The organism is Microcella alkaliphila (assembly GCF_004216855.1).
GTDB classification, from domain to species: domain Bacteria; phylum Actinomycetota; class Actinomycetes; order Actinomycetales; family Microbacteriaceae; genus Microcella; species Microcella alkaliphila.
On the sequence record NZ_SGXT01000017.1, the window covers coordinates 33,127 to 54,523 of the forward strand.

The 21,397-nt window shown below is 69.1% G+C and carries 20 protein-coding genes and 2 tRNA genes; 6 read left to right on the plus strand and 16 right to left on the minus strand.

Going from position 1 to position 21,397, the window contains the following annotated elements; all coding sequences use genetic code 11:
* Window positions 1-11 precede the first annotated feature (11 nt).
* Both EV140_RS10220 and EV140_RS10225 read right to left on the minus strand, forming a co-directional pair.
* Window positions 12-1,208 (minus strand): HtaA domain-containing protein, encoded by a 1,197-nt coding sequence (locus EV140_RS10220; RefSeq protein ID WP_130283624.1) that lies wholly within the window; start codon window positions 1,206-1,208, stop codon window positions 12-14.
* Window positions 1,209-1,290: 82 nt separating this feature from the next.
* Window positions 1,291-1,782, minus strand: coding sequence for a GNAT family N-acetyltransferase (locus EV140_RS10225; RefSeq protein ID WP_198674424.1), 492 nt, complete (start codon window positions 1,780-1,782; stop codon window positions 1,291-1,293).
* A gap of 55 nt (window positions 1,783-1,837) precedes the next feature.
* Between EV140_RS10225 and msrB the strand changes: the two genes are divergently transcribed.
* Entirely contained in the window at window positions 1,838-2,272 is a 435-nt protein-coding gene (msrB, locus tag EV140_RS10230) for a peptide-methionine (R)-S-oxide reductase MsrB (protein ID WP_096420732.1), read from the plus strand.
* Between the two features lie 4 nt (window positions 2,273-2,276).
* Here the strand turns inward: msrB and EV140_RS10235 are convergent, their stop codons facing one another.
* A complete protein-coding gene (locus tag EV140_RS10235) occupies window positions 2,277-3,680 on the minus strand; it encodes an LLM class flavin-dependent oxidoreductase (protein WP_198674425.1) in 1,404 nt (467 codons plus the stop codon).
* A gap of 142 nt (window positions 3,681-3,822) precedes the next feature.
* Between EV140_RS10235 and EV140_RS13375 the strand changes: the two genes are divergently transcribed.
* Complete coding sequence (locus EV140_RS13375; RefSeq protein WP_198674426.1) at window positions 3,823-4,041, plus strand: NADPH-dependent FMN reductase family protein; 219 nt, start codon at window positions 3,823-3,825, stop codon at window positions 4,039-4,041.
* 3 nt (window positions 4,042-4,044) lie between these two features.
* Here EV140_RS13375 and EV140_RS10245 read toward each other — a convergent pair whose 3' ends face one another.
* From EV140_RS10245 to EV140_RS10295, 11 genes are all read right to left on the minus strand, one after another.
* Window positions 4,045-4,995 carry a DMT family transporter gene (locus EV140_RS10245; protein ID WP_130283630.1) on the minus strand — a complete coding sequence of 317 codons (951 nt, stop codon included), beginning with the start codon at window positions 4,993-4,995 and terminating at the stop codon, window positions 4,045-4,047.
* A 154-nt stretch (window positions 4,996-5,149) separates the two neighbouring features.
* A tRNA-Thr gene (locus EV140_RS10250) sits at window positions 5,150-5,222 on the minus strand.
* 71 nt (window positions 5,223-5,293) lie between these two features.
* Window positions 5,294-6,835, minus strand: coding sequence for an alpha/beta hydrolase (locus EV140_RS10255; protein ID WP_130283632.1), 1,542 nt, complete (start codon window positions 6,833-6,835; stop codon window positions 5,294-5,296).
* Window positions 6,832-7,983: a DNA polymerase III subunit delta' gene (locus tag EV140_RS10260; RefSeq protein ID WP_130283634.1), complete on the minus strand. Its 1,152-nt coding sequence runs from the start codon at window positions 7,981-7,983 to the stop codon at window positions 6,832-6,834. Before EV140_RS10260 ends, EV140_RS10255 begins: the two co-directional genes overlap by 4 nt.
* 9 nt (window positions 7,984-7,992) lie before the next feature.
* Window positions 7,993-8,619 carry a dTMP kinase gene (gene tmk, locus EV140_RS10265; RefSeq protein ID WP_130283636.1) on the minus strand — a complete coding sequence of 209 codons (627 nt, stop codon included), beginning with the start codon at window positions 8,617-8,619 and terminating at the stop codon, window positions 7,993-7,995.
* On the minus strand, window positions 8,616-11,426 hold the full coding sequence (gene topA, locus EV140_RS10270) for a type I DNA topoisomerase (RefSeq protein ID WP_130283638.1): 2,811 nt from the start codon (window positions 11,424-11,426) through the stop codon (window positions 8,616-8,618). The genes tmk and topA overlap by 4 nt, the downstream gene beginning before the upstream one ends.
* Before the next feature lie 153 nt (window positions 11,427-11,579).
* Entirely contained in the window at window positions 11,580-11,921 is a 342-nt protein-coding gene (locus tag EV140_RS10275; RefSeq protein ID WP_157985645.1) for an Rv3654c family TadE-like protein, read from the minus strand.
* A complete protein-coding gene (locus tag EV140_RS10280) occupies window positions 11,918-12,268 on the minus strand; it encodes a TadE family type IV pilus minor pilin (RefSeq protein WP_130283642.1) in 351 nt (116 codons plus the stop codon). The genes EV140_RS10275 and EV140_RS10280 overlap by 4 nt, the downstream gene beginning before the upstream one ends.
* Window positions 12,265-12,471, minus strand: coding sequence for a DUF4244 domain-containing protein (locus tag EV140_RS10285; RefSeq protein ID WP_130283644.1), 207 nt, complete (start codon window positions 12,469-12,471; stop codon window positions 12,265-12,267). The genes EV140_RS10280 and EV140_RS10285 overlap by 4 nt, the downstream gene beginning before the upstream one ends.
* Window positions 12,472-12,572: 101 nt before the next feature.
* Window positions 12,573-13,478 carry a type II secretion system F family protein gene (locus EV140_RS10290; protein ID WP_130283646.1) on the minus strand — a complete coding sequence of 302 codons (906 nt, stop codon included), beginning with the start codon at window positions 13,476-13,478 and terminating at the stop codon, window positions 12,573-12,575.
* On the minus strand, window positions 13,475-14,503 hold the full coding sequence (locus EV140_RS10295) for a TadA family conjugal transfer-associated ATPase (protein ID WP_338418548.1): 1,029 nt from the start codon (window positions 14,501-14,503) through the stop codon (window positions 13,475-13,477). Before EV140_RS10295 ends, EV140_RS10290 begins: the two co-directional genes overlap by 4 nt.
* Window positions 14,504-14,919: 416 nt before the next feature.
* Between EV140_RS10295 and acs the strand changes: the two genes are divergently transcribed.
* Complete coding sequence (gene acs / locus EV140_RS10300; RefSeq protein WP_130283650.1) at window positions 14,920-16,872, plus strand: acetate--CoA ligase; 1,953 nt, start codon at window positions 14,920-14,922, stop codon at window positions 16,870-16,872.
* 84 nt (window positions 16,873-16,956) lie between these two features.
* Here acs and EV140_RS10305 read toward each other — a convergent pair whose 3' ends face one another.
* Together EV140_RS10305 and EV140_RS13380 are read right to left on the minus strand one after the other, a co-directional pair.
* Complete coding sequence (locus EV140_RS10305; protein ID WP_130283652.1) at window positions 16,957-17,418, minus strand: RidA family protein; 462 nt, start codon at window positions 17,416-17,418, stop codon at window positions 16,957-16,959.
* Window positions 17,418-17,582, minus strand: a complete 165-nt coding sequence (locus EV140_RS13380) for a Sp36 family protein (protein WP_173826855.1) — start codon at window positions 17,580-17,582, stop codon at window positions 17,418-17,420. Before EV140_RS13380 ends, EV140_RS10305 begins: the two co-directional genes overlap by 1 nt.
* 74 nt (window positions 17,583-17,656) lie before the next feature.
* Here EV140_RS13380 and EV140_RS10310 point away from each other — a divergent pair, with 74 nt between their 5' ends.
* From EV140_RS10310 to EV140_RS10320, 3 genes are all read left to right on the plus strand, one after another.
* Complete coding sequence (locus EV140_RS10310) at window positions 17,657-20,302, plus strand: transglycosylase domain-containing protein (RefSeq protein ID WP_198674427.1); 2,646 nt, start codon at window positions 17,657-17,659, stop codon at window positions 20,300-20,302.
* Window positions 20,299-21,249 (plus strand): metallophosphoesterase, encoded by a 951-nt coding sequence (locus EV140_RS10315; protein ID WP_130283656.1) that lies wholly within the window; start codon window positions 20,299-20,301, stop codon window positions 21,247-21,249. The genes EV140_RS10310 and EV140_RS10315 overlap by 4 nt, the downstream gene beginning before the upstream one ends.
* Window positions 21,250-21,276: 27 nt before the next feature.
* Window positions 21,277-21,350, plus strand: a tRNA-Pro gene (locus EV140_RS10320).
* Window positions 21,351-21,397: the final 47 nt, after the last annotated feature.

A 21,397-nucleotide genomic window follows, 5' to 3' on the forward strand; every position in this document is an offset into this window, starting at 1 on the left:
ATGCGAACGGCTCAGGCGGCGCGGCGGCGCAGCAGCATGACGGCGAGTGCGACGATCACGGCGAGCAATACGGCAGTGCCGGCGAGGAGCACGCCCGCTGACATTCCTGCAGGCTCGGCGTCGGAGCCGGTCCCGCCCGCGGCGTCGCCGTCCAGGTCGCCCGGAGCCGCATCAGCGGAGTTGACCGCGCAGTCGGTCGGCAGCGAGTACGTGAGGGTGATGGGGTCGAACTCTTCGCCGGCAGGATACGTGCCGAACGCGTCGGCGCCCGACACCGTGAGCTGTGTCGGGATGCCCGTGATCGTCACGGTGCCGTTGTCGCGGCTGCCGCTGTCGGCGCCGGCAAGGTTCAGCTCGAGGAAGCGCACGTCGAGCGCCTCGACCTCCTCGAAGTCTTGCCGCGTGCCCGTCACGTCGGCGACCAGTTCGGCCGTTGTGGCGCTCGTGAAGACGATGCGCGGGTTGGCGATGAGCGTGTCAAGAATGCCCTCGTGGCCGGTGAAACGAATCGCGCCCTCGAACGCGATCTCGCCCGTGCGCGCAGCGGGGTTGACCGCGCCCTGGCCACCCGCGAAGGTGAAGAGCGGCACCTCGTAGGTTGCTCCATCGAGCACCTCCCACTCGCCGCGGGCGATGGAGCCGCTCACATACGCGCGGAAGCTCTCCTTGAAGCCCCAGTCGAGCTGCGCATCGGACACGACGCACTGGTCGGCACCCGCGGCGGTTGCCGCGGGGTCGACGATCTGCAGCACGACGCCGCGGTCGACGGATCCCTGGAAGGTCAGCGTGTGCTGGCCGACGAGGTCATCGGGCAGGCGGCCCGTCCAGACAGCCTGGCCGTGCGCATCCGCCGTGACCTCGCCGAGGAGGCGCGGCTCACTGTAGACGACAACACGGATGCCCGTTTCGCCGGGCTGGAATCCGGGCGCGCGGGCCTCGATGCGGCCGCCCGGCAGCAGGTCGCCGTCGACGCCGACGAGTTCGGCACCGGTGGTCGCCGGCGGGTTCAGCATGAAACCCGTGCCGGTGACCGCGATCGTCCCCCCATCGAGGTTCAGCCCCTGCGTCTTCGACACCGACACGGTCGGGATGGGCGCGGTCGTGTCGGCGGCCGCTGATTCAACGGGGCCAATGGTGAGGGTGAGCGCGAAGGCGAGGCCCCCCGCGAGGGCGACGGCGAACGGCCGCCGGCGGGAAAGGGTGTGCACTGGTGACTCCGTAGTCAGAAGAGCGTCGATTCCTTGGGTAATTTTCACCGAACATAAGGATGCGCCATGCGCGCGCACCCCCCTAATTCAACGCCGCGTCGCCTGTTCGACCGCTGGGAGGCCGCACCATCGTTACGTGCGGAATGCCCGCCTCCACATACCCGTCGCCGATCGGGTCGAATCCCGCGCGAGCGTACAGCGGTTGGATGTACGACTGCGAGTGCAGGGCGAGCGGCTCGTCACCGAACTGGGCGATCACGTGCTCGACGAGACGGAGCGCGAGACCGCGGCCACGAGCATCCGGCCGCGTCACGACGCGCCCGATCAGGCGGCGCGCGCCGCCGTGAGCGGGGTCGGGATGCTCGTCCTCGATCACGCGCAGATAGCTGACCACGCCGCGATCGTCCCGCATCCACACGTGCAGGGTCGACTCGTCGCGGTCGCGATCGTCAAGTTCGGGCTCGTCGATTTGCTGCTCGAGATAGAAGACGACCGTGCGCAGCATGGCGATGTCGAAGAACTCGTCGGCCGAAATGTGACTCCATGTTTTCTGCTCGATGGAAGGTTCCGGCACATGGCCGAGTTTAATGGGGTGAGACGACCCGCCCGACGGGCGAGCAGGAGGAACCATGAGCGAGCAGACCACCGGCAAGTACCAGGTCGAGAAGACCGAAGACGAGTGGCGGGCCGAACTCGGTGAAGAGCGCTACCAGGTGCTACGCCAGGCCGGCACCGAGCGCGCCTGGACGGGCGAACTGCTCGACGAGAGCCGCGCCGGCCTCTACACGTGCGGTGCCTGCGGCGCAGAACTGTTCCAGGCGGGCACGAAGTTCGACTCGGGCTGCGGCTGGCCGAGCTTCTACGAGTCGGTGCGCCCCGAGGCTGTTGAGCTGCTCGAAGACACCTCCCTTGGCATGGTACGCACCGAGGTGCGCTGCGCCACCTGCGGTTCGCACCTCGGGCACGTGTTCCCCGACGGGTTCGGCACGCCGACCGGCGACCGCTACTGCATGAACTCGCTGGCGCTCGACTTCACTCCGGCCGACGACGCCGACCCGGCCTAGTCACTCACGCCGGCTGGCGAGCGCTGACGCGGTAACTCGCCCCGCGGTGCTCGTCGGGCAGCCGATCTCCACGGCCGTGCAACTTCTGCCGCAGCGTGCCCTCCTCGTAGCCGTCGGGGTACAGCCCGCGATCGCGCAGCACCGGGATGACGTGTTCGACCACATCGGCGAAGGTGCCGGGCGTCACGGCATAGGCGAGGTTGAAGCCGTCGACATCGGTCTCTGCCACCCATTGCTCCAGCTCGTCGGCGATCTCGGCACCCGAACCCACGATGAGGGGCCCCAGTCCACCGATAGCGCTGTGTCGGCCGATATCGGCGACCGTGAACTCGGTGCCGTGTTCGGCCGCGGCCGCGAAGTTCGAGACGACTGACTGAATCGCGTTACTCGGGACGTTGCCGACCGGTTCATCCAGCGGGAACTGCGAGAGGTCGATTCCCATCCAGCCGGACATGAAGACGAGAGCACCCTCGGGGTTGGCGTACGACAGGTAGTCGCGGTACTTCGCCTGGGCTGCGTCAGCAGTGGCGTCCGTGATGATCGTCAGCAGGGTGTAGATCCGCGCCGCGTAGCGATCGCGACCCGCCGCCTCCAACGCGTCTCGGATCCGCGTGACGGTCGCCCGCAGGACCTCCTTCGTCGGGGCGGCGACGAAAATCGCTTCAGCGTTGCCGGCGGCAAACGCGACTCCGCGGGGGCTCGCGCCGGCCTGGTAGATGACGGGTGTGCGCTGCGGGCTCGGCTCAGAGATGTGAATGCCGGGAACCGTGAAGTGCGTGCCCTCGTGACGAATGTCGTGCACCTTCGCAGGGTCGGTGTACACCCCGCTGGCCCGATCGCGAACGACGGCATCGTCTTCCCACGAGCCCTCCCACAGCTTGTACAACACCTCGAGGTACTCATCGGCGTGGTCGTAGCGATCGTCGTGCTCGCGCTGGTCGTCATGCCCCATATTGCGCGCCGCGCTCGGCAAGTAACCGGTGACGACGTTCCACCCCACGCGCCCCTTGGTCAGGTGGTCGAGGGTCGTCATCCGGCGGGCAAACGGGTAGGGATGCTCGTAGGCCGTTCCTGCCGTCACACCGAATCCCAGATGCTCAGTCACCGCGGCCATCGCGGACACGAGCAGGATCGGGTCGTTGACCGGCACTTGAGCGCCGTGCCGGATCGCCGCCTCATTCGACCCGCCATACACGTCATACGTGCCGAGGACGTCGGCGATGAAGATGCCGTCGAACGAGCCCTTCTCCAGCAGTTGGGCCAGCTCCGTCCAGTACGACAACTCGGTGTAGCGGTGCGACTGGTCGTCGGGGTGGCGCCAGAGCCCGGAAGACTGGTGGGCGACGCAGTTCATGTCAAACGCGTTGAAGCGGATGCGGCGGGGAGGCGTGGCAGCGGTGGTGGACATGGCCGCCATCGTGCCCGCCTGATCGCACCCCGCGCATCCCTCGTGTCGCAGCGTGACCGTGCGTGTCACCGGATGACGCAGCGCGACGCCCGATGACGCGGATGCGTGAAGCGAGTGCCTTGACGCTCCGAGCGTGTCGGACATGACCGCCACCACAATCGACCACCAACTGCGGCCACTGTCCAGCTTCTTCCGGTCGCTGACCCTGCCCGAAGGCAATTACGCAGCAGACCGCGACCTCACCGACGACGGGGTCAGCGCCCCCGAACTGCACGAACGCTTCGACCGCACCGTCGACGCCGCACTCGCTCTCGTGACCCGTGAACTTCTCGAAGTCCGCTCCGCCTACTTCCGACGGTGACGCTCACCGTGCCCGCGCCGGGTGCGGCCGCCAGCGGTCGAGCGTTGCGACGACGATTCCGAGTGCGGTGAGCGCCACGCCCGCGATCGTCTGAGGGGCGAGCGCCGGCCCGATGGCCGACACCGAGTCGAATACGATGGCGCCCAGCAGCTGGCCGAGCACGAGGCACATGCCGAGCAGCAGCACGCCAATGCGCCGCACTGTCGCCGTCTGCACGGCGATGAACACGACGCCGACGATGCCGCCCAGGTAGAGGTACACCTCCGTCGGGGGCGCGGCGGGCAGCCCCCGCACGATCAGCGCAACCGCCGTCACGCCGACGAGGCCGGCCGTGCCGACCGTGAAGTTGACGAGTGTCGCGGCAAGCGGTGAGCCGCTCACCTCGCGCACGCGGCCGTTCATCGCCTGCTGCACACCGATCCCGAGGCCCGCGACAAGCGGGAGCACCAACGCCAGCCACGGGATGCTCGCGGACGCGTCCCCGGCGACCGTCACGATCACGGCGACCACCGTGAGTGCGGCCCCAATGACGCGCGCGGGCGTCGGGGGCGTGCGTCGCGCACCTGCGAAGCCCCGCGCATCCGCCACCATGCCGGCGAGGGTCTGGCCCGAGACAATCGCCACGGTGAAGATGGCGACCCCGAGCACCCCGGCGACGAGCCCCTGCGAGAGGACGAAGAACGCTCCGCCGGCCCCGCCGAGCAGCATCCACCAGGGCAGCTCGCCCGCGCGCATCGCCGCCGGGATGCGGGCCATGGCCGCGCGGCCACGCGCGGTCGCCAACACGACGACGAGAAGCACCACCCATCCCGACGAGAACGACACGAGCGCTGCGGTGAAGCCGTCATCGAAGCGTTGACCCAACTCGCCGTTGATGCGCGACTGCGTGGCGACGCCGAGACCGGCGAGCACCGTCGCCGCCACCGCAAGCACCGTGCGGCTGCGCTCGCTCATGCGGTTCCTCCCTGCGACGCGATGCGTGCACGTGGGGCCTATCGCCGCAAACGACCATTCGGGACTGGAGTGGGGCCGCCGGTGGGAATCGAACCCCGCGACGCGACAGCGTCGGCGCACCGGGAATGCCCCAAGCGGGAACTACTGGATTGCGGGCCGCCTGTGGGAATCGAACCCACGACCTATTCATTACGAGTGAATCGCTCTGCCGACTGAGCTAAGGCGGCGTGCGACGGGCGAGCCCGGCACGGTGCAGAAGTCTAGCCCAAACGCGCGGGCCCCGAAGACGCGGGGCGGCTTACGCGTTGCACTGCGGGTCGGCGTCGGGCACGGCCCCGGTCAGCAGGTACGTCTCGATGACGTCATCGACGCAGGGGTCGCCCTCGTCGTACGCAATGTGCCCCTCACCGACGTAGGTGACGAGCACGCCGCTCGACAGCTGTTCGGCAAGCGCAACCGCCCACTCGTAGGGCGTAGCCGGGTCGCCGGTCGTGCCCACGACGAGGATCGGCGCGGCTCCCTCGGCGCTCACCGGCCCGAGCTCACCGGCGAACTGGTACGGCCAGTTGGCGCACAGCACGTCACCGACGGGCGACGGGGAAGCGGTGGTCGGGGCGACCTCCAGCAGACGCGCATTGTGCGCCGCAATGACCGCAGGATCGGTCTCGACGGGGTAGTCGAGGCAGTTGATGGCCACAAATGCCTCGAACGAGTTGTCGATGTACTCGCCGTTCTCGCGCCCGTAGTAGAAGTCGGCGAGGAAGAACCCAGTTGACGGGTCGCCGGCGCGCAGTTCGGTGAACAGCTGGGTCAAGAACGTCCATGTGCCTTGGTCGTACAGTGCCGTCGCAATCGCGGTGCTCATGACCGAGCCGTCGAAGAAACGGCCGTCGGCGGCGGGCAGTGGCGCCTCGTCAAGCCGATCGACGAGCTCGCGAATCTGCGCGGCCGCAGCGTCCACGTCGGCCGGGAACGGGCATCCACCGAGCGCGGGGCACTCGGCGAGGTACGCGCGCAGTGCCTGCTCGAAGCCGGCCTGCTGGGCGATCACGACATCGAGCACGCCGAGGCGCGGGTCGATCGCACCGTCGAGCACGAGGCGGCCGACACGATCGGGGTAGCGGTCGGCGTAGCGGGCGCCGATCTCGGTGCCGTACGAGTAGCCGAGGTAGTGCAACTGCTGGTCGCCGAGAACGGCGCGCAGCAGGTCGAGGTCCTGCACGGTCGAGTCGGTGTCGACGAAGCCGAGGAGCGGACCGGTGTTCTCAGCGCAGGCGGCCGCGAAGTTCTGCGACGAGGCGGTCACCTCGGCAATCCACGCGTCCGAGCCGACCTCGTTCTCGGGGATGCCGAACAGGAACGCGTCCATGTCAGCGGGGTCGTCGAAACAGCTCACGGCGCTCGAGCGGCCGACGCCGCGCGGATCCCACCCGACGATGTCGTACCCCTCGCGCACGGCCTCCCCCACGGCGAAGTCGACGCTGTCGCGGATGAAGTCGAAGCCGGAGGCCCCGGGCCCTCCGGGGTTTACGAAGAGCGAGCCAATGCGGTCACCGGTCGCGCGGTGTCGCACAAGCGCGAGCTCGACGTCGTCGCCCTCTCCAGGGTTGTTCCAGTCAAGCGGGGCGATCGCGGTCGCGCACTGGGCCCCTCCGCCGCAGTCGGTCCACGTGACACGCTGCTCGTAGTACTCGGCGAGCGCCGCCTCGACCTCTTCGCCGGTGGGCGTCGACTGCTCACCCTGCCCAAGCAGGTCCGACAGCAGCCCGGGGGTGCAGCCACCCAGCAGCAGAACCGACGCCACGAGGGCGGAAACGAGGGAGAGTCGGCGACGCGTCACGCGGGCGAGCCTAGCGCCGGCACCCTGCCGCTCGCCGAGATCAGCATGGCCTCGAGTGCCATCGCGGGCGGCATGTTGCCCTCGATGCGGCGTCGGGCGAGGGCGATGGCGTCGAGCGCCGCGAGCATCCGCTCGGGGGTGGATGCTCGTGCCGCCTCCACAATCCGGTCGCGGATCGCCTCGTTCACCAGGTCGACCTCGGCCCCGAGCTGCACCGTGAGGATGTCGCGGTACAGCGACGTGAGGTCAACGAGCACACGGTCGATGCCGTCGCGCACGGAGCGCGTGGCCCGGCGCTTTTGGTCTTCCTCGAGGGCCTTCAACTGCGACCGCAGGGCGGGGGGAATCGTTCCGCCTGGCTCGATGCCGAGCGACCGCAGTGCGGCCTCGCGCTCGACCTGATCACGCTCGATCGTGAGCGCCTTGGCGTCGTCGGTCGCAACGGCGACGAGCTGCTCGGCGGCGAGGACGGCGCCGGAGACGGAGCCGACGTCGAGCGCGATGTCGAGGCTGCGCGCCCGGCGCTCACGAGCATCCTGATCGGTGGCAAGCCGGTGGGCCATGCCGATGTGGCTTTGCGCCTCGCGGGCGGCCCGCGCGGCGAGGTCGGCGGGGATGCCGTCGCGACGCTCGAGTAGGGCGGCGACTTCGGCGACGGTCGGCACGCGCAGCCGGACGGTGCGCACGCGCGAGCGAATGGTCGGGATGAGATCGGCGGCGTTGGGCGCGCACAGGATCCACACGGTGCGCGGCGGCGGTTCCTCCAGTGCTTTCAGCAGCACGTTCGAGGTGCGCTCGGTCATGCGGTCGGCGTCTTCGATCACGATGACGCGGTACGGGGCCACCGACGGCGAGAACTGACTCTGGGCGACGAGGTGCCGCACCTCGTCGATCGAGATGATGACGCGGTCGGTCGCGAGCACGGCCAAGTCGGGGTGGCTACGCGCGTCGACCTGCGTAGCGACCCGCGGATCGGTGGCGCCCCCGAGCAGCTCGGCGGCGAACGCGTAGGCAAGGTTCGACCGACCAGAGCCCGGTGGCCCGGTGACGAGCCACGAGTGCGTCATCGACTCGGAGCCCTCGGCGGCCGCGCTGCGCAGCGCGGCGATGGCGGCGTCCTGGCCGGTCAGGTCGTCCCAGGCGGTCATGCGGTCACCCTAATCGAGGAGGTCCGACACGCGACCCCGGATGCTCTGCTGCAACTCATCGACGGGGCGGGTCGCATCCAGCACGAGGAAGCGCTCGGGCTCAGCAGCGGCAAGCTCGAGGTAGGCGTCGCGCACCCGGGTGTGGAAGTCGAGCTGCTCAGCCTCGAGCCGGTCGTAGCGGGTGCGGCTCGCGTCGAGTCGGGTGCGGCCGACCGCGGGGTCGAGGTCGAGCAGCACCGTGAGGTCGGGCAGCAGGCCCTCCGTCGCCCAGAGCGAGAGCTCACGCACTTCGGCCATGGACAAGATGCGGCCGGCACCTTGGTAGGCGACGGACGAGTCGAGGTAGCGGTCTTGGATGACGATGTCGCCGCGCTCGAGCGCCGGGCGCACGACGGTGGCAACGTTCTGGGCCCGGTCGGCCGCGTACAGCAGCGCTTCGGCTCGGGGCGCGACGAAGCCGCGACGGTGCATGACGATCTCGCGCACCTCGAGCCCCAGCTCGGTTCCCCCGGGTTCGCGCGCGTGCAGCACCGTGCGCTCGTGCTGGGTCAGCCACTCGGTCAGCAGCGCCGACTGGGTGGTCTTCCCCGAGCCGTCTCCGCCCTCGAACGTCAGGAAGAGACCCCGGGCGCTCATTCGGCGGCCGGCGGGGTCTTCTTCGCGGCGGTCTTTGTCGCCGGGGGCTTCTTGGTAGCCGGCTTCCTGGCGGGGGTCTTCTTCGCCGCCGGCTTCTTGGCGGCCGTTCCGCGCTTCGCGGCCGGCTTTTTGGCCGGCCCCTTCGCACGCTTGTCCGCGATGAGTTGTACGGCGCGCTCGAAGTCGATTTCCATCGGGTCTTCGCCGCGCGGCACGGTCGCGTTCGTCTCGCCGTCGGTGACATAGGGGCCGAAGCGGCCGTCTTTCAGCTTGATCGGCTTGCCGCTCACCGGGTCGGCGTCAAATTCTTTCAGCGCGCTCGAGGCCTTGCGGGCGCCGTACTTCGGCTGGGCGAACTTTTCGAGCGCGCCGGCCAGATCGATCTCGAAGATCTGCGCCTCGCTGTCGAGCGAGCGGGTGTCGGTGCCCTTCTTCAGGTAGGGCCCATACCGCCCGTTCTGCGCGGTGATCGGCTCGCCACTCCCCGGGTCGTCGCCGACCGTTCGGGGCAGGTCGAGCAGGCGGATGGCCGTGTCGAGATCGATCGTGTCGGGCGACATGTCCTTAAACAGGGATGCCGTGCGCGGCTTCTCGGCGGCCGCCTTCTTTCCGCGGGCGGGCACCTTCGCGGGTGCCTCGTCGACGACTTCGCCGGTGGCGGTGTCGACCTGCGGCTCGGGGGCGGGATCCACCTCGGTCACGTATGGCCCGAAGCGGCCGTCCTTCGCGACGACCATCTTGCCCGTGGCGGGGTTGATGCCGAGCTCGCGGTCGCCGACGACGGGAGCATCGACGAGCTCTTGCGCTCGGGTCGGGGTGAGCTCGTCGGGAGCCATGTCTTGCGGAATGTTGACCCGGCGCGGGGTGTCTCCGCCCTCGTCCACTTCGAGGAAGGGGCCGTACTTGCCGACGCGCAGCGTGATCGCCTCGGTGATCGGAATCGAGTTGATGGCACGGGCGTCGATGTCGCCGATGTTGTCGACGACGGGGCGCAGGCCGGGTTGCCGGTCATCGCCGAAGTAGAACGCCTTCAGCCAGTCGGTGCGGTCGGCCTCGCCGCGGGCGATGCGGTCGAGGTCGGCCTCCATCTCGGCGGTGAAGTCGTACTCAACGAGGTCGCCGAAGTGCTGTTCGAGCAGCTTGACGACGCTGAACGCGACCCACCCGGGCACGAGCGCCGAGCCGCGCGGGGCGACGTAGCCGCGGTCGATGATGGTCGAGATGATCGACGCGTAGGTCGAGGGTCGGCCGATGCCGCGCTCTTCCAACGCCTTGACGAGGCTCGCCTCGGTGTAGCGCGGCGGCGGGCTCGTCTCGTGACCCTTCGGCTCGGTGTCGATGACGCCGAGCGCCTGGCCCTCGGTCAACGGCGGCAGCGTCGCCTCTTTCGCCTCCGCGGGGTCGGCGTTGCGCTCTTCGTCGCGGCCCTCTTCGTAGGCGGCGAGGAAGCCGCGGAAGGTGATGACGGTACCGCTGGCGGCGAATTCGGCGACCTGACCCGAGATGCGCTCGTCGGTGCTGCTGAGCGGGCCGGTGGCCATCGCGATCGAGGCGGTCTGGCCGCGAGCATCCGCCATTTGGCTGGCGACCGTGCGCTTCCAGATGAGGTCGTAGAGCTTCCAGTCGTTGCCGCGCAGCGTGCCCTCGAGCTGGCTGGGGGTGCGGAAGACGTCGCCGGCAGGGCGAATGGCCTCGTGCGCCTCCTGCGCGTTCTTGCTCTTGCCGCTGTAGAGGCGGGGCTTCTCGGGCACGGAGTCTGCGCCGTACAGCTCGCGCGCCTGACTGCGGGCCGCGTCGACCGCCTGCTGCGAGAGCGTGACTGAGTCGGTACGCATGTAGGTGATGTAGCCGTTTTCGTACAGCGACTGCGCGACCGACATGGTCTGGCGTGCGGTGAAGCGCAGCTTGCGGCCGGCTTCCTGTTGCAGCGTCGAGGTGGTGAACGGCGCGGCGGGGCGCCGCGTGTACGGCTTCGACTCGACGCTCGTGACGGTGAGCTGCAGGTCGGATGCGCGCAGCGCCTCGGCGAGGCTCGTCACGGTGGCCTCGTCGAGCGCCACCGCGTCCTTCGCCTTCAGCTGGCCGCGGTCGTCGAAGTCGCGCCCCGTGGCGACCTTGCTGCCGCCAAATCGCGACAGCCGAGCCGCGAACGGGGCGCTCTCGCCGCTCGGGGTCAGGGTCGTGTCGAGGTCCCAGTAGCTGGCCGAGACGAAGGCGATGCGCTCCCGCTCCCGGTCGACGATGAGGCGAGTCGCGGCCGACTGCACGCGGCCAGCGCTCAGGCCGGGACCGATGCGCCGCCACAGCACCGGGCTGACCTCGTAGCCGTAGAGGCGGTCGAGGATGCGACGTGTCTCCTGCGCGTCGACAAGGGCTGTGTCGAGGTCTCGCGTCGCGTCAACGGCCTTCTGGATTGCCTCCTTGGTGATCTCGTGGAACACCATGCGCTTGACGGGAACCTTCGGCTTCAGCACCTCCAGCAGGTGCCACGCGATGGCCTCACCTTCGCGGTCTTCATCCGTGGCGAGCCAGAGCTCGTCGGCACCCTTCAGCGCCTTCTTGAGATCGGCGACGGTGCGCTTCTTTGAGTCGGACACAACGTAGTGCGGCTCGAATCCGTTGTCGACGTCGATGGCGAACTTGCCGAGCGGGCCCTTCTTCAGCTCGGCGGGCAGGTTCTTCGGCTCCATGAGATCGCGCACGTGCCCGACGGAGGCCTGCACCTCGTAGTCGTCGCCGAGGTAGCGGCCGATCGTCTTCGCCTTGGCGGGCGACTCGACGATGACAAGCTTCTTCGTACCGGGCACGGTGCTCCTTTATGTGTGCGGCTAGTGCGAGCGACGGGGGCTGCGGCGGGCGGCCGGGGTAGGCCGCAGTCGAGGCAGCAGTACCTCGTCGCGCTAACCGGTGGCGGATGGCCCCGGTCACCGTCACCATACACACCCGGCCGACGAAGCCCATTAGCGTCGGTCGGCCGCGCCGGCTCGCGCCGAGCGTTCGACGGACATCGACAGGATGCTGCGCCGCACCGTCACAACGACGCTCACCTCGCCGACATCGCACGCCGAGACCTGCGCGCCGTGGGCCGCCGCGACACGCTCGGCCGCGGTGCACGGCTCGCCCGGCAGCCAGCCGAGGAGCGTGTCGGCGGCGGCCAGCGCCGCCCCGTCGGCCGTGTGCGCGAGTCGTGACGCGTCGGCGAGCGCCGCCCCGACGCCCAGCAGCAGCATCGCGAGCAGCACGCTCGCGGCGATGGCACCCACGACGAGCGGAGTCGCCGCTCCGCGGTCGCGGCCGGTCACCAGCCGCTGTCGAGCGCGCACGAGCGGGCCTCAACGGCCAGGGGCAGGCCCAGCAGGCGGTGGGTGTGCTCGACACGGGCGCAGACCAGCCCGTCGGCTCGGCTGACGACGAGCCGCGCTGCGACGAGCGACTGCCCGACGTGGCGGTGCGCGTCGGACTCGGGAGCTCCGCGAGCAAGCAGGCGCGCGGCCATCGTCGCCGCCTCGTGGGCTCGCGCCTGCGCGGTCGCGGCCGTGAGCCCGCCGAGGCACAGGGCGAGCACCACGAGCAGCGCGGGGAGCGCGGCGACGAGTTCGGCGCTTACCGCGCCGCGGTCATCCGCCGCGCGGCCACCGCGCCCGCTCACCCGCCGAAGGTCAGCGCCGAGCGCACCATGTCGGTGAGGATGCCGCGGACCTCGTCGCTCTGCATGATGACGACGAGAAGCCCGGCGAAGGCGACGGCCGCCATCGTGGCGATCGCGTACTCGGCCGTGGCCGCTCCGCGGTCGCTGGAGAGGCGACTGCGCAGGAGGGCGAGTTGGCGGTGGGGGCGGGTGAGGGTCGACATGGGGTCTCCGTTTTCGTCGGGTGAGGGGACACGAACGCGACCAGTGTCGGCGTCGTGCGGTGCGAGCGGGACGCGCGCCCGCGCATCGGGTCGGTCGGCCGTCAGCCGGCGAGTGTGGAGGAGACGATGCCGAGCAGGATCGGCACGACGCCAATGAGCAGGAAGGCGGGCAAGATGCACGCACCGAGCGGCAGCATGAGGCGCACGCCGAGGCGTTCGGCCGTTCGCCGGGCCACACCGCGTGCGGCCACTCGAGCCTCACGGGCCTCCGCACGGGCGAGCTCGCCCAGTGGTGCGCCCGACCCCCGAGAGAGCGCGACTAGCTCCGTCAGCTCGGCTGTCTCAGTGGGCGACGGTGCACAATCGACCGCGGCGAGGTGGTCGAGCACGAGCTGCAGCGCCGCCTCCGGACCCCGCCCGCCCGCTGCCGCCACGGCGAGTAGCTCGTAGCCGAGCCCCGCGGTGGGGGCGGGAGGCTCGGCCGCCGCGAGCAGGCGACTCGTCCATCGCCGACCCACGTGCACGAGGCCGAGCCCCGCGACCACGCTGATCAGGCCGATCGGGTTCAGCACCGTGGCTACGACATCGACCCCGATGATGAGTGCCAGCAGCACGCCCGCAGCGGGTAACCACAAGACCAGTCGCGCCGTGGCCCGCGGCGCAGCGAGCGCCACGGCGATTTCGCGGCGCGCGTCAGCCCGGTCGCGCAGGGCGTCGGCAATCGAGCGCAGCACGGCCGACAGGGGCGCCCCCGCGGTGGCGGCGATCCGCCACGCGGCGGTCAGCGCCCGCCACTCGACCGGCGGGTCGGGCGAGGCGGCGGCCATCGCGTCAGCGGGGTCACGGACGAGCGCGGGATGCTCGGCCACCGCCGCGACGAGGGGATGCGCCCGCTCCCGTCCTGCCGCGGCGAGGTGCCGCCACGCCGACGCTGGGGCGAGGCCGGCGCTCAGCAACACTGCCAGCCGGTGGATGAGGCGGGGAAGCGACTCGTCCGCCGCCGTCACGGCGGCGCCGGGCCGTCGGGGGCGACCGCCTCGGGGTCGAGGAGGTCGATACGCAAGCGCTCGCGAGCATCCAGTGACGGCCGTCCGAAGGCGATCGTGCGCAGGCCCTCGGCGTCGCGCGCCAGGTGCGCCACGAGGTCGATGCCGCTGACGGCCTGGCGGGCGAGAGCTGGCGGCGCCAGCCCCGCAAGCATTCCGACCGCCTCGAGCCGGGCGGCGACATCGCCGAGGCCGTTGGCGTGCAGGGTTCCGGCGCCTCCGCGGTGCCCGGTGTTGAGGGCGGCAAGGAACTCGCGCACCTCGGCCCCGCGGCACTCTCCGACGACGAGTCGGTCGGGGCGCATCCGCAGCGCCTCGCGAACGAGGCGCGGGAGGTCCACTCCCCCGGCACCCTCGAGATTCGGCTGCCGGGTCTCCAGCGACACAACGTGGGGGTGTCTGATGCGCGCCTCGGCCACGTCTTCGAGCACGACGATGCGGTCGCGCGGGTCGGCGCCCGATAGCCAGGCCGACAGCAAAGTGGTCTTGCCGCTGCCGGTCGCCCCCGTGATAAGCAAGGTGAGGCGGGCCGTCAAAGCCCGCGTGAGAGCCGCGGTCGCCTCGGCTGGCAAGCCGAGCTCGGGAAGGCCTGGCGGCATCGGCCGGGGCAACCGCAGCGACAGCAATGCGCCCCCGATGCTGACGGGCGGCAGCACGCCGTGCGCGCGCAGGCCCTCGCCGAGGCGCACGTCGCAGCAGGGGGCGGCCTCGTCAATGTGCCGGCCCCCGAGGGCGATGAGGTGCACGACGAGGGCACGCGCCTCGTCGGCAGACAGGGTGAGGCCGTCGATCGGCTCAGCTCCCGCGCCGGCGTCGGCGTGCACCCGCCCCTCAGCGGTGATGAAGAGATCGGTGAGGCGGCCGTCGGTGGCGAGCGGAGCGAGCGGCCCCAGCGCCTCGATCACCTCCGGATCCACTTCGCGGTGGGAGCCCGCGTCGGCACGCGCCACGGGAAGGAAGGGGGTGGAAGGCGAGGCGGCGGGCACCGGGCGAGTGTGCGCGAATGCGCCACGAGCATCCCGCATCGACCGATCAGCCGGGGACGACGAAGCGGCGGCCCCTCCGTGGGGAGGAGCCGCCGCTGTACGTCAGGGGCGGCGCCCACTTGGGGGGATTTGGACGCCGCCACAGCGACACGAGATTGGGGGGAATCGTTCGCGCCGCGAGGTCAGTTTTGCTGCTGACTACGTTCAGTGTACGCCAGGAAGGCTCACGGTCAAGACAATTTTGACCCCCATTTCGTCCCCCCAAGTGCGGACACCCGAATGGGGGACACGCGTTGTCTGTGACGCACCACGACGCGGAAGATCGCGAACACCTGCGCGAAGCCCTACGATGGCGTCTGTTCACTCGCACCGTCGCGGCAGACCAGGCCAGTCCGCACATCGACGAAAGTAGATGTATGTCCTCGACATCGATCGACAGCCTCCTGCACGAAAACCGCCGGTTCGCTCCTGAGCCCGCCTTCACCGCCCAGGCGAACGCCACGGCCGAGCTTTACGAGGAAGCAAAGGCCGACCGCCTGCGCTTCTGGGCCCGCCAGGCGAGCGAGCTGCTGAGCTGGCACACGCCGTTCACCCAGACCCTCGACTGGTCGAACCCGCCGTTCGCGCGCTGGTTCCACGACGGCCGCATCAACGTCGCCTACAACTGCCTCGACCGCCACGTCGAGGCCGGCAACGGCGACCGCGTCGCCCTCTACTTCGAGGGCGAGCCCGGCGACTCGCGCGCCATCACGTATGCCGAGCTCACCGCCGAGGTGAAGAAGGCGGCGAACGTACTCGCGGGTCTTGGCATCGGTCAGGGCGACCGTGTGGCGCTCTACATGCCGATGATCCCCGAAGCGGTCATCGCCATGCTCGCGATCGCCCGCCTCGGCGCGATTCACTCCGTCGTTTTCGGCGGGTTTGCGGCCGAAAGCCTGCGCGCGCGCATCGACGACGCCGAGGCGAAGCTTGTCATCACCGCCGACGGCGGCTACCGCAAGGGAACGGTATTCAACCTCAAGAACGCCGTGGATGCTGCGCTCGCCTCGGGCGCGGAATCGATCCAGAACGTGCTGGTCGTCCGCCGCGGCGAGAACGAGGTCGACTGGAGCGAGGGCCGCGACCTGTGGTGGCACGAGCTCATGGCCGAGGCGGAGCCCGAGCACGAGGCGGAAGGCTTCGAGGCCGAGAATCCGCTGTTCATCCTCTACACGAGCGGCACGACGGGGAAGCCGAAGGGCATCCTGCACACCTCGGGTGGGTACCTCACCCAGGCGGCGTTCACCCACAAGAACGTCTTCGACCTGAAGCCCGAGAGCGACGTCTACTGGTGCACCGCCGATGTCGGCTGGATCACCGGGCACAGCTACGTGGTCTACGGCCCGCTCGCAAACGGCGCCACCCAGGTCATCTACGAGGGGACCCCCGACACCCCGCACCCGGGGCGCTGGTGGGAGATCATCGAGAAGTACGGTGTCACGCTGTTCTATACGGCGCCGACCGCGATCCGCTCGTTCATGAAGATCGGCCGCGAGGTGCCGAACCAGTACAACCTCGCCACCCTTCGGGTGCTTGGCAGCGTCGGCGAACCCATCAACCCCGAGGCGTGGGTTTGGTATCGTCAGGTCATCGGCGGCGGCCGCACCCCCATCGTCGACACGTGGTGGCAGACCGAGACCGGCGCGATGATGATCAGCGCGCTCCCCGGCGTGACGACGGCGAAGCCCGGCTCGGCGCAGGTGCCGCTTCCCGGCATCAGCGTGGACGTGCTCGACGAGCAGGGCGCGCACGTGGGCAAGGAGGCGGGCGGCCTGCTCGTCGTCACCGAGCCGTGGCCGAGCATGCTGCGCGGCATCTGGGGCGACGATCAGCGTTTCGTCGACACCTACTGGTCGGCGTTCGAGGGCAAGTACTTCGCCGGCGACGGCGCACACCTCGACGAGGACGGCGACGTCTGGCTGCTCGGTCGCGTCGACGACGTCATGAACGTCTCGGGCCACCGCCTGTCGACCATGGAGATCGAGTCAGCGCTCGTATCGCACGAGCTTGTCGCCGAGGCGGCGGTCGTGGGCGCCAACGACGAGACTACCGGCCAGGCTGTTGTCGCCTTCGTGATCCTCCGCCAGCGCATGGTCGGGAGCGTCACCGACGAGGAGGCGGAGGCGCAGCTGCGGGCGCATGTCGCCGAGCAGATTGGTGCCATCGCGCGCCCCCGCAAGGTGTTCATCGTCGCCGAGCTGCCGAAGACCCGCTCGGGCAAGATCATGCGGCGACTGCTGCGCGACATCGCGGAAGGGCGAGAGGTCGGAGACACGACCACGTTGACCGACACGAACGTCGTCGCGTCGATCAGCGCGTCCTTCCGGTAGCGAGGCGCCACGTCAGACGAGACGGGGGCCGGGCATCTGAATCATGGATGCCCGGCCCCGGTGTCGTCTACGGCTCGGGTTCGGCTAGGCGAACTCGACGATCAGCTCAACCTCGACGGGGGCGTCGAGTGGCAACACCGCGACGCCGACGGCGCTGCGCGAGTGCACGCCGATGTCCCCGAAGATGTCGCCCAGCAGCGTGCTCGCGCCGTTCAGCACGGCGGGCTGGCCCGAGAAACTCGGGTCTGAGGCGACGAACCCCGTGACCTTCACGATGCGGGTCACTCGGTCGAGCGATCCGATCACGCTCTTCACGGCCGCCAAAGCGTTCAACACCGCGATGCCGGCGAGCTCGGCAGCACGCTCAGGGCTCACCTCGGCACCCACTTTGCCCGTGGCCGGCAGTCTGCCGTCCACGAACGGGAGCTGGCCGGCGGTGAACACTAGCTGACCCGACACGGCCGCCGGAACGTAGGCGGCGACCGGGGCGGCCACCTCGGGGATGGTGATTCCGAGCTCGGCGAGGCGAGCATCCAGAGCGCTCATCAGGCGGCGTCGCCCGCGACCGGACGCTTGAAGTAGGCGACGAGGCCACCCTCGGGGCCGGTCACGATCTGCACGAGTTCCCAACCCTCGGAGCCCCACGTATTCAGGATCGCCGTGGTGTTGTGGATCATCAGGGGCGTGGTGATGTACTCCCAGCGCGTCATCAGCGGCCTTTCAATTGTCAAAGATGGGTCACGTTCAGAGACGTCATAGGCACCTCTGCCGTAGCCTTGAGTCTATGTCTGCCCAGAATTCTTCGCCCGCCGGCGCACTGGGGGCGTTCGCCGGCATGATCGGCCTGAGCGCCATCATCGGCTTGCTCACCACGATCATGGTGACCCCCGCCATCGCGGTCACCGGCATGGCGGCCAACAACACCATCGGCATCTTCGACAGCCTGCCCGAATACATCCGCATCGACCCGCTCTCGCAGCGCAACGAGCTGTACGCGCAGGTCAGCAACGATCCGGAAGATGGCTACGTCAAGATCGCCGACGTTTTCAGTGAGAACCGTGAAGAGGTCGACTACGACCAGATCGCCGAGACCGTCATCCAGGCGACGCTGGCGGCCGAAGACCGACGCTTCTACTCGCACGGCGGCATCGATCCGCAGGGCATTGTGCGGGCGGCCCTCGGCAACTTCGCTGCCGGCGACATCACCGGCGGCGGATCGACGCTCACCCAGCAGCTCGTGAAGAACATCTTCATCAACCAGGCGATCCAGCAGTTCCCGCCCGGCGAAGAGCGAAACGAGGCGGTGCGCGCGGCGCAAGAGACGACGCTCGAGCGCAAGCTCAACGAAGCGAAGCTCGCCATCGGCCTCGAAAAGCAGTACACCAAAGACGAGATCATGCTCGCGTACCTGAACATCGCGGGCTTCGGCGGCAACACCTACGGCATCGAGGCCGCCGCGCAGCTGTACTTCGGCATCACCGCCGCCGAGCTCAACGTCGCGCAAGCGGCAAGCCTGATCGCGATTGTGCAGCAACCAAGCGCGCGTTCTCTACTGAGTGAAGAAAATTACCAGCGCAACCAGGATCGCCGAAACTTCATCATTCGCGGCATGTACGACGAAGGCTTCATCAGCGCTGCCGAACGTGACGAGGCGCTCAACACGCCGGTCGACGCCGAGTTCGTCACCCTGTCAACCCCGCGCTCTGGCTGCATCGCGGCCGACGAGTACGCCCGGTACATGTGTGACTACGTCGTCAACCTGATTCCCGAACTCGAGTCGCTCGGGGCGACGCCCGAGGAGCGCGAGACCGCGTGGCGTCAGGGCGGCTACGACGTGTACACGACGCTCGATATGTCGCTTCAGCGCGTGGCACAAGACACGGTGTGGAGCGTTGTACCGGCCGATGCCGTGGGTGAAACCGGCAACGGCATCCCCTACGACATCGGTGGCGCCAGCATTTCGGTCGAGTCGAACACCGGGCGCATCCTGACGATGGCGCAGAACAAGCGGTTCGACAACAGTCTCGAAGGCGGGGGCGTGACGACCAGCGCCGTGAACTTCAACACCGACTTCCCGTACGGCGGCTCCCGCGGCTTCCAGACCGGATCGACCTACAAGATTTTCGCTCTCGTCGAATGGCTGGAATCAGGTCGAGGCCTCCAAGAGTTCATCGACGGGTCGCGCAGTCGCTTCGAGCCTGCGACCTTCACCGACTCGTGCAACGGGCCGTGGGGCGGTGCTGCTTGGGAGCCGCGCAACTTTGCGGGTGCTGGCGGCGGCGTGATGAGTGTTCTGCAGGCAACCGTGAACTCGGTCAACACGTCGTATGCGGCGATCGCGCAGCAGCTCGACCTGTGCGGCATCGCCGACGCTGCGGAACGGCTCGGCGTAACGCGGGCCGACGGAGGTCCCCTGCAGACCAACCCGTCGGCAGTCCTTGGCACCAACGAGATCTCGCCCTTGAGTATGGCCGCCGCGTTCGGTGCGATTCAGAACGGCGGCCAATACTGCGAGCCGATCGCCGTCGATCGCCTTATCGATCGCAACGGCACTGAGCTACCTGGCCAGGTCTCAGAGTGCCGCCAGGCGATTGACGCCGACGTCGCCGCCGCCACAACCTTCGCCATGCGCGAGGTCATCACCCGCGGAACCGGTCAGGCCTCGAACCCGGGCGGCGACGTCCCCGTTGTTGGCAAGACGGGAACCACCGACAACGCGCGTCACACCTGGATGGTCGGCGGCTCGACGCGCATCGGCACCGCCTCGTGGGTGGGCAACATCACCGGCGAGTTCGTCGTGAGCAATCTGCCGAACGGCACAAACCTCCGGCACGAGATCTTCCGACCCATCATGGGCGCCGCGAATGCTGCCTACGGTGGCGACGCGATCCCCGAGGTTCCCGACCGCCTACTGCGCGGCCAGGGCGTGAACCTGCCCGATGTGACCGGCCAGGACCCCGAGGTCGCCCGCGGCATCATCGAGGGCCTCGGTTTCCGACTCATCATCGAGGGGGGACGAGTCGACTCCACCGTGCCCGAGGGTCTCATCGCCACGCAAAACCCCGCTCCTGGCGCGTTCCTCAGCCTCGGGACCCCCGTTCGGGTTCAGCTGAGTGCAGGAAACCAAACAACGATGCCCGACGTCGTGAGCCCCGGCTACACGCTCGACCAGGCTCGAGCCGTACTGGCCGACGCAGGGTTCTCGAACATCGTGGTCAGGTGCGACGCGCGACGCCCGAACCCCGGCCCAACACCGAACCCGGAGCCGAGCCAGAACCCGGCACCGTCACCGAGCGTGGAGCCGAGCCCGGCGCCGACGCCCCCCGCGTCTGCCCCTGAGCGAGTGACCGAGCAGAGCCCCGCGGCCGGCGAAACGGTCAACCGAGACGCAACGATTCGCATCACCGTGCAACGAGACAATTGCCGATGAAGACGGTCGCCGCGAGGGCGGCCGCCGTAACCCTCGGGGTTGCGGCGGCCGCTGCCGTATACGCAATCGGGATCGAACGTCGTGCCTATCGAGTGCGCACAGAGATCGTTCCCGTTCTCAGGCCGGGCGCCGACCCGATTCGCATTCTGCACCTCAGCGACCTGCATCTCGCACCCTGGCAGCACGATCGAATCGATTGGGTTCGCGGCCTGACCTCTCTAAGGCCCGACCTCATCGTCTCGACGGGCGACCTGCTCGGCCATACCGAGGCTCTGCCCGCCCTGACCGAGGCGCTGATGCCGTTCGACGGCGTGCCCGGAGTCTTCGTACACGGGTCGAACGACTACTTCGCGCCCACCTTCAAGAACCCGCTGCGCTACCTACTCGGGCCCTCGAAGGGGGACGCCGACGACGTTGAGCGCCTCGATGTCGACGCGCTCGAACGCCTGCTCGGCGAGCGGCTCGGCTGGCACGGACTCAACAACGATGTCGGCCAGCTCGCCATCAACGGGTCGATCCTCGACCTCGTCGGCGTCAACGACGCCCACCGCGGATGGGATCGCCTCGACATCGTGCCGTCGCTGCTCGACGAACTGCGTGAACAGGACGACGACGACACTGACGACCCCGCTGTCACAATCGGCGTGACGCACGCCCCCTACCGACGCGTGCTCGACACGTTCACCACTCAGGGCGCCGACCTGATCTTCGCGGGCCACACCCACGGCGGGCAGGTCTGCCTGCCGGGCGGGCGCGCCCTCGTCACCAACTGTGACCTTCCCGCCGAGCAAGCCCGGGGCCTCAGCCTCTGGTACCACGCACACCACGCCGCCTACCTCAACGTCTCAGCCGGCCTCGGCCATTCGATCTACGCTCCCGTGCGCTTCGCCTGCCCTCCCGAGGCCGTGCTCGTGACACTCGTCGGCGACGACATCGGGTACGCTTGACACGTGCGGCTCAGCCGCAGACCTCCACGGGGTATGGCGCAGCTTGGTAGCGCGCGTCGTTCGGGACGACGAGGTCGCAGGTTCAAATCCTGTTACCCCGACGGTGTCCTCATTGAGGACAGAGAAAACCCTCGAGCCTTCCGGTTCG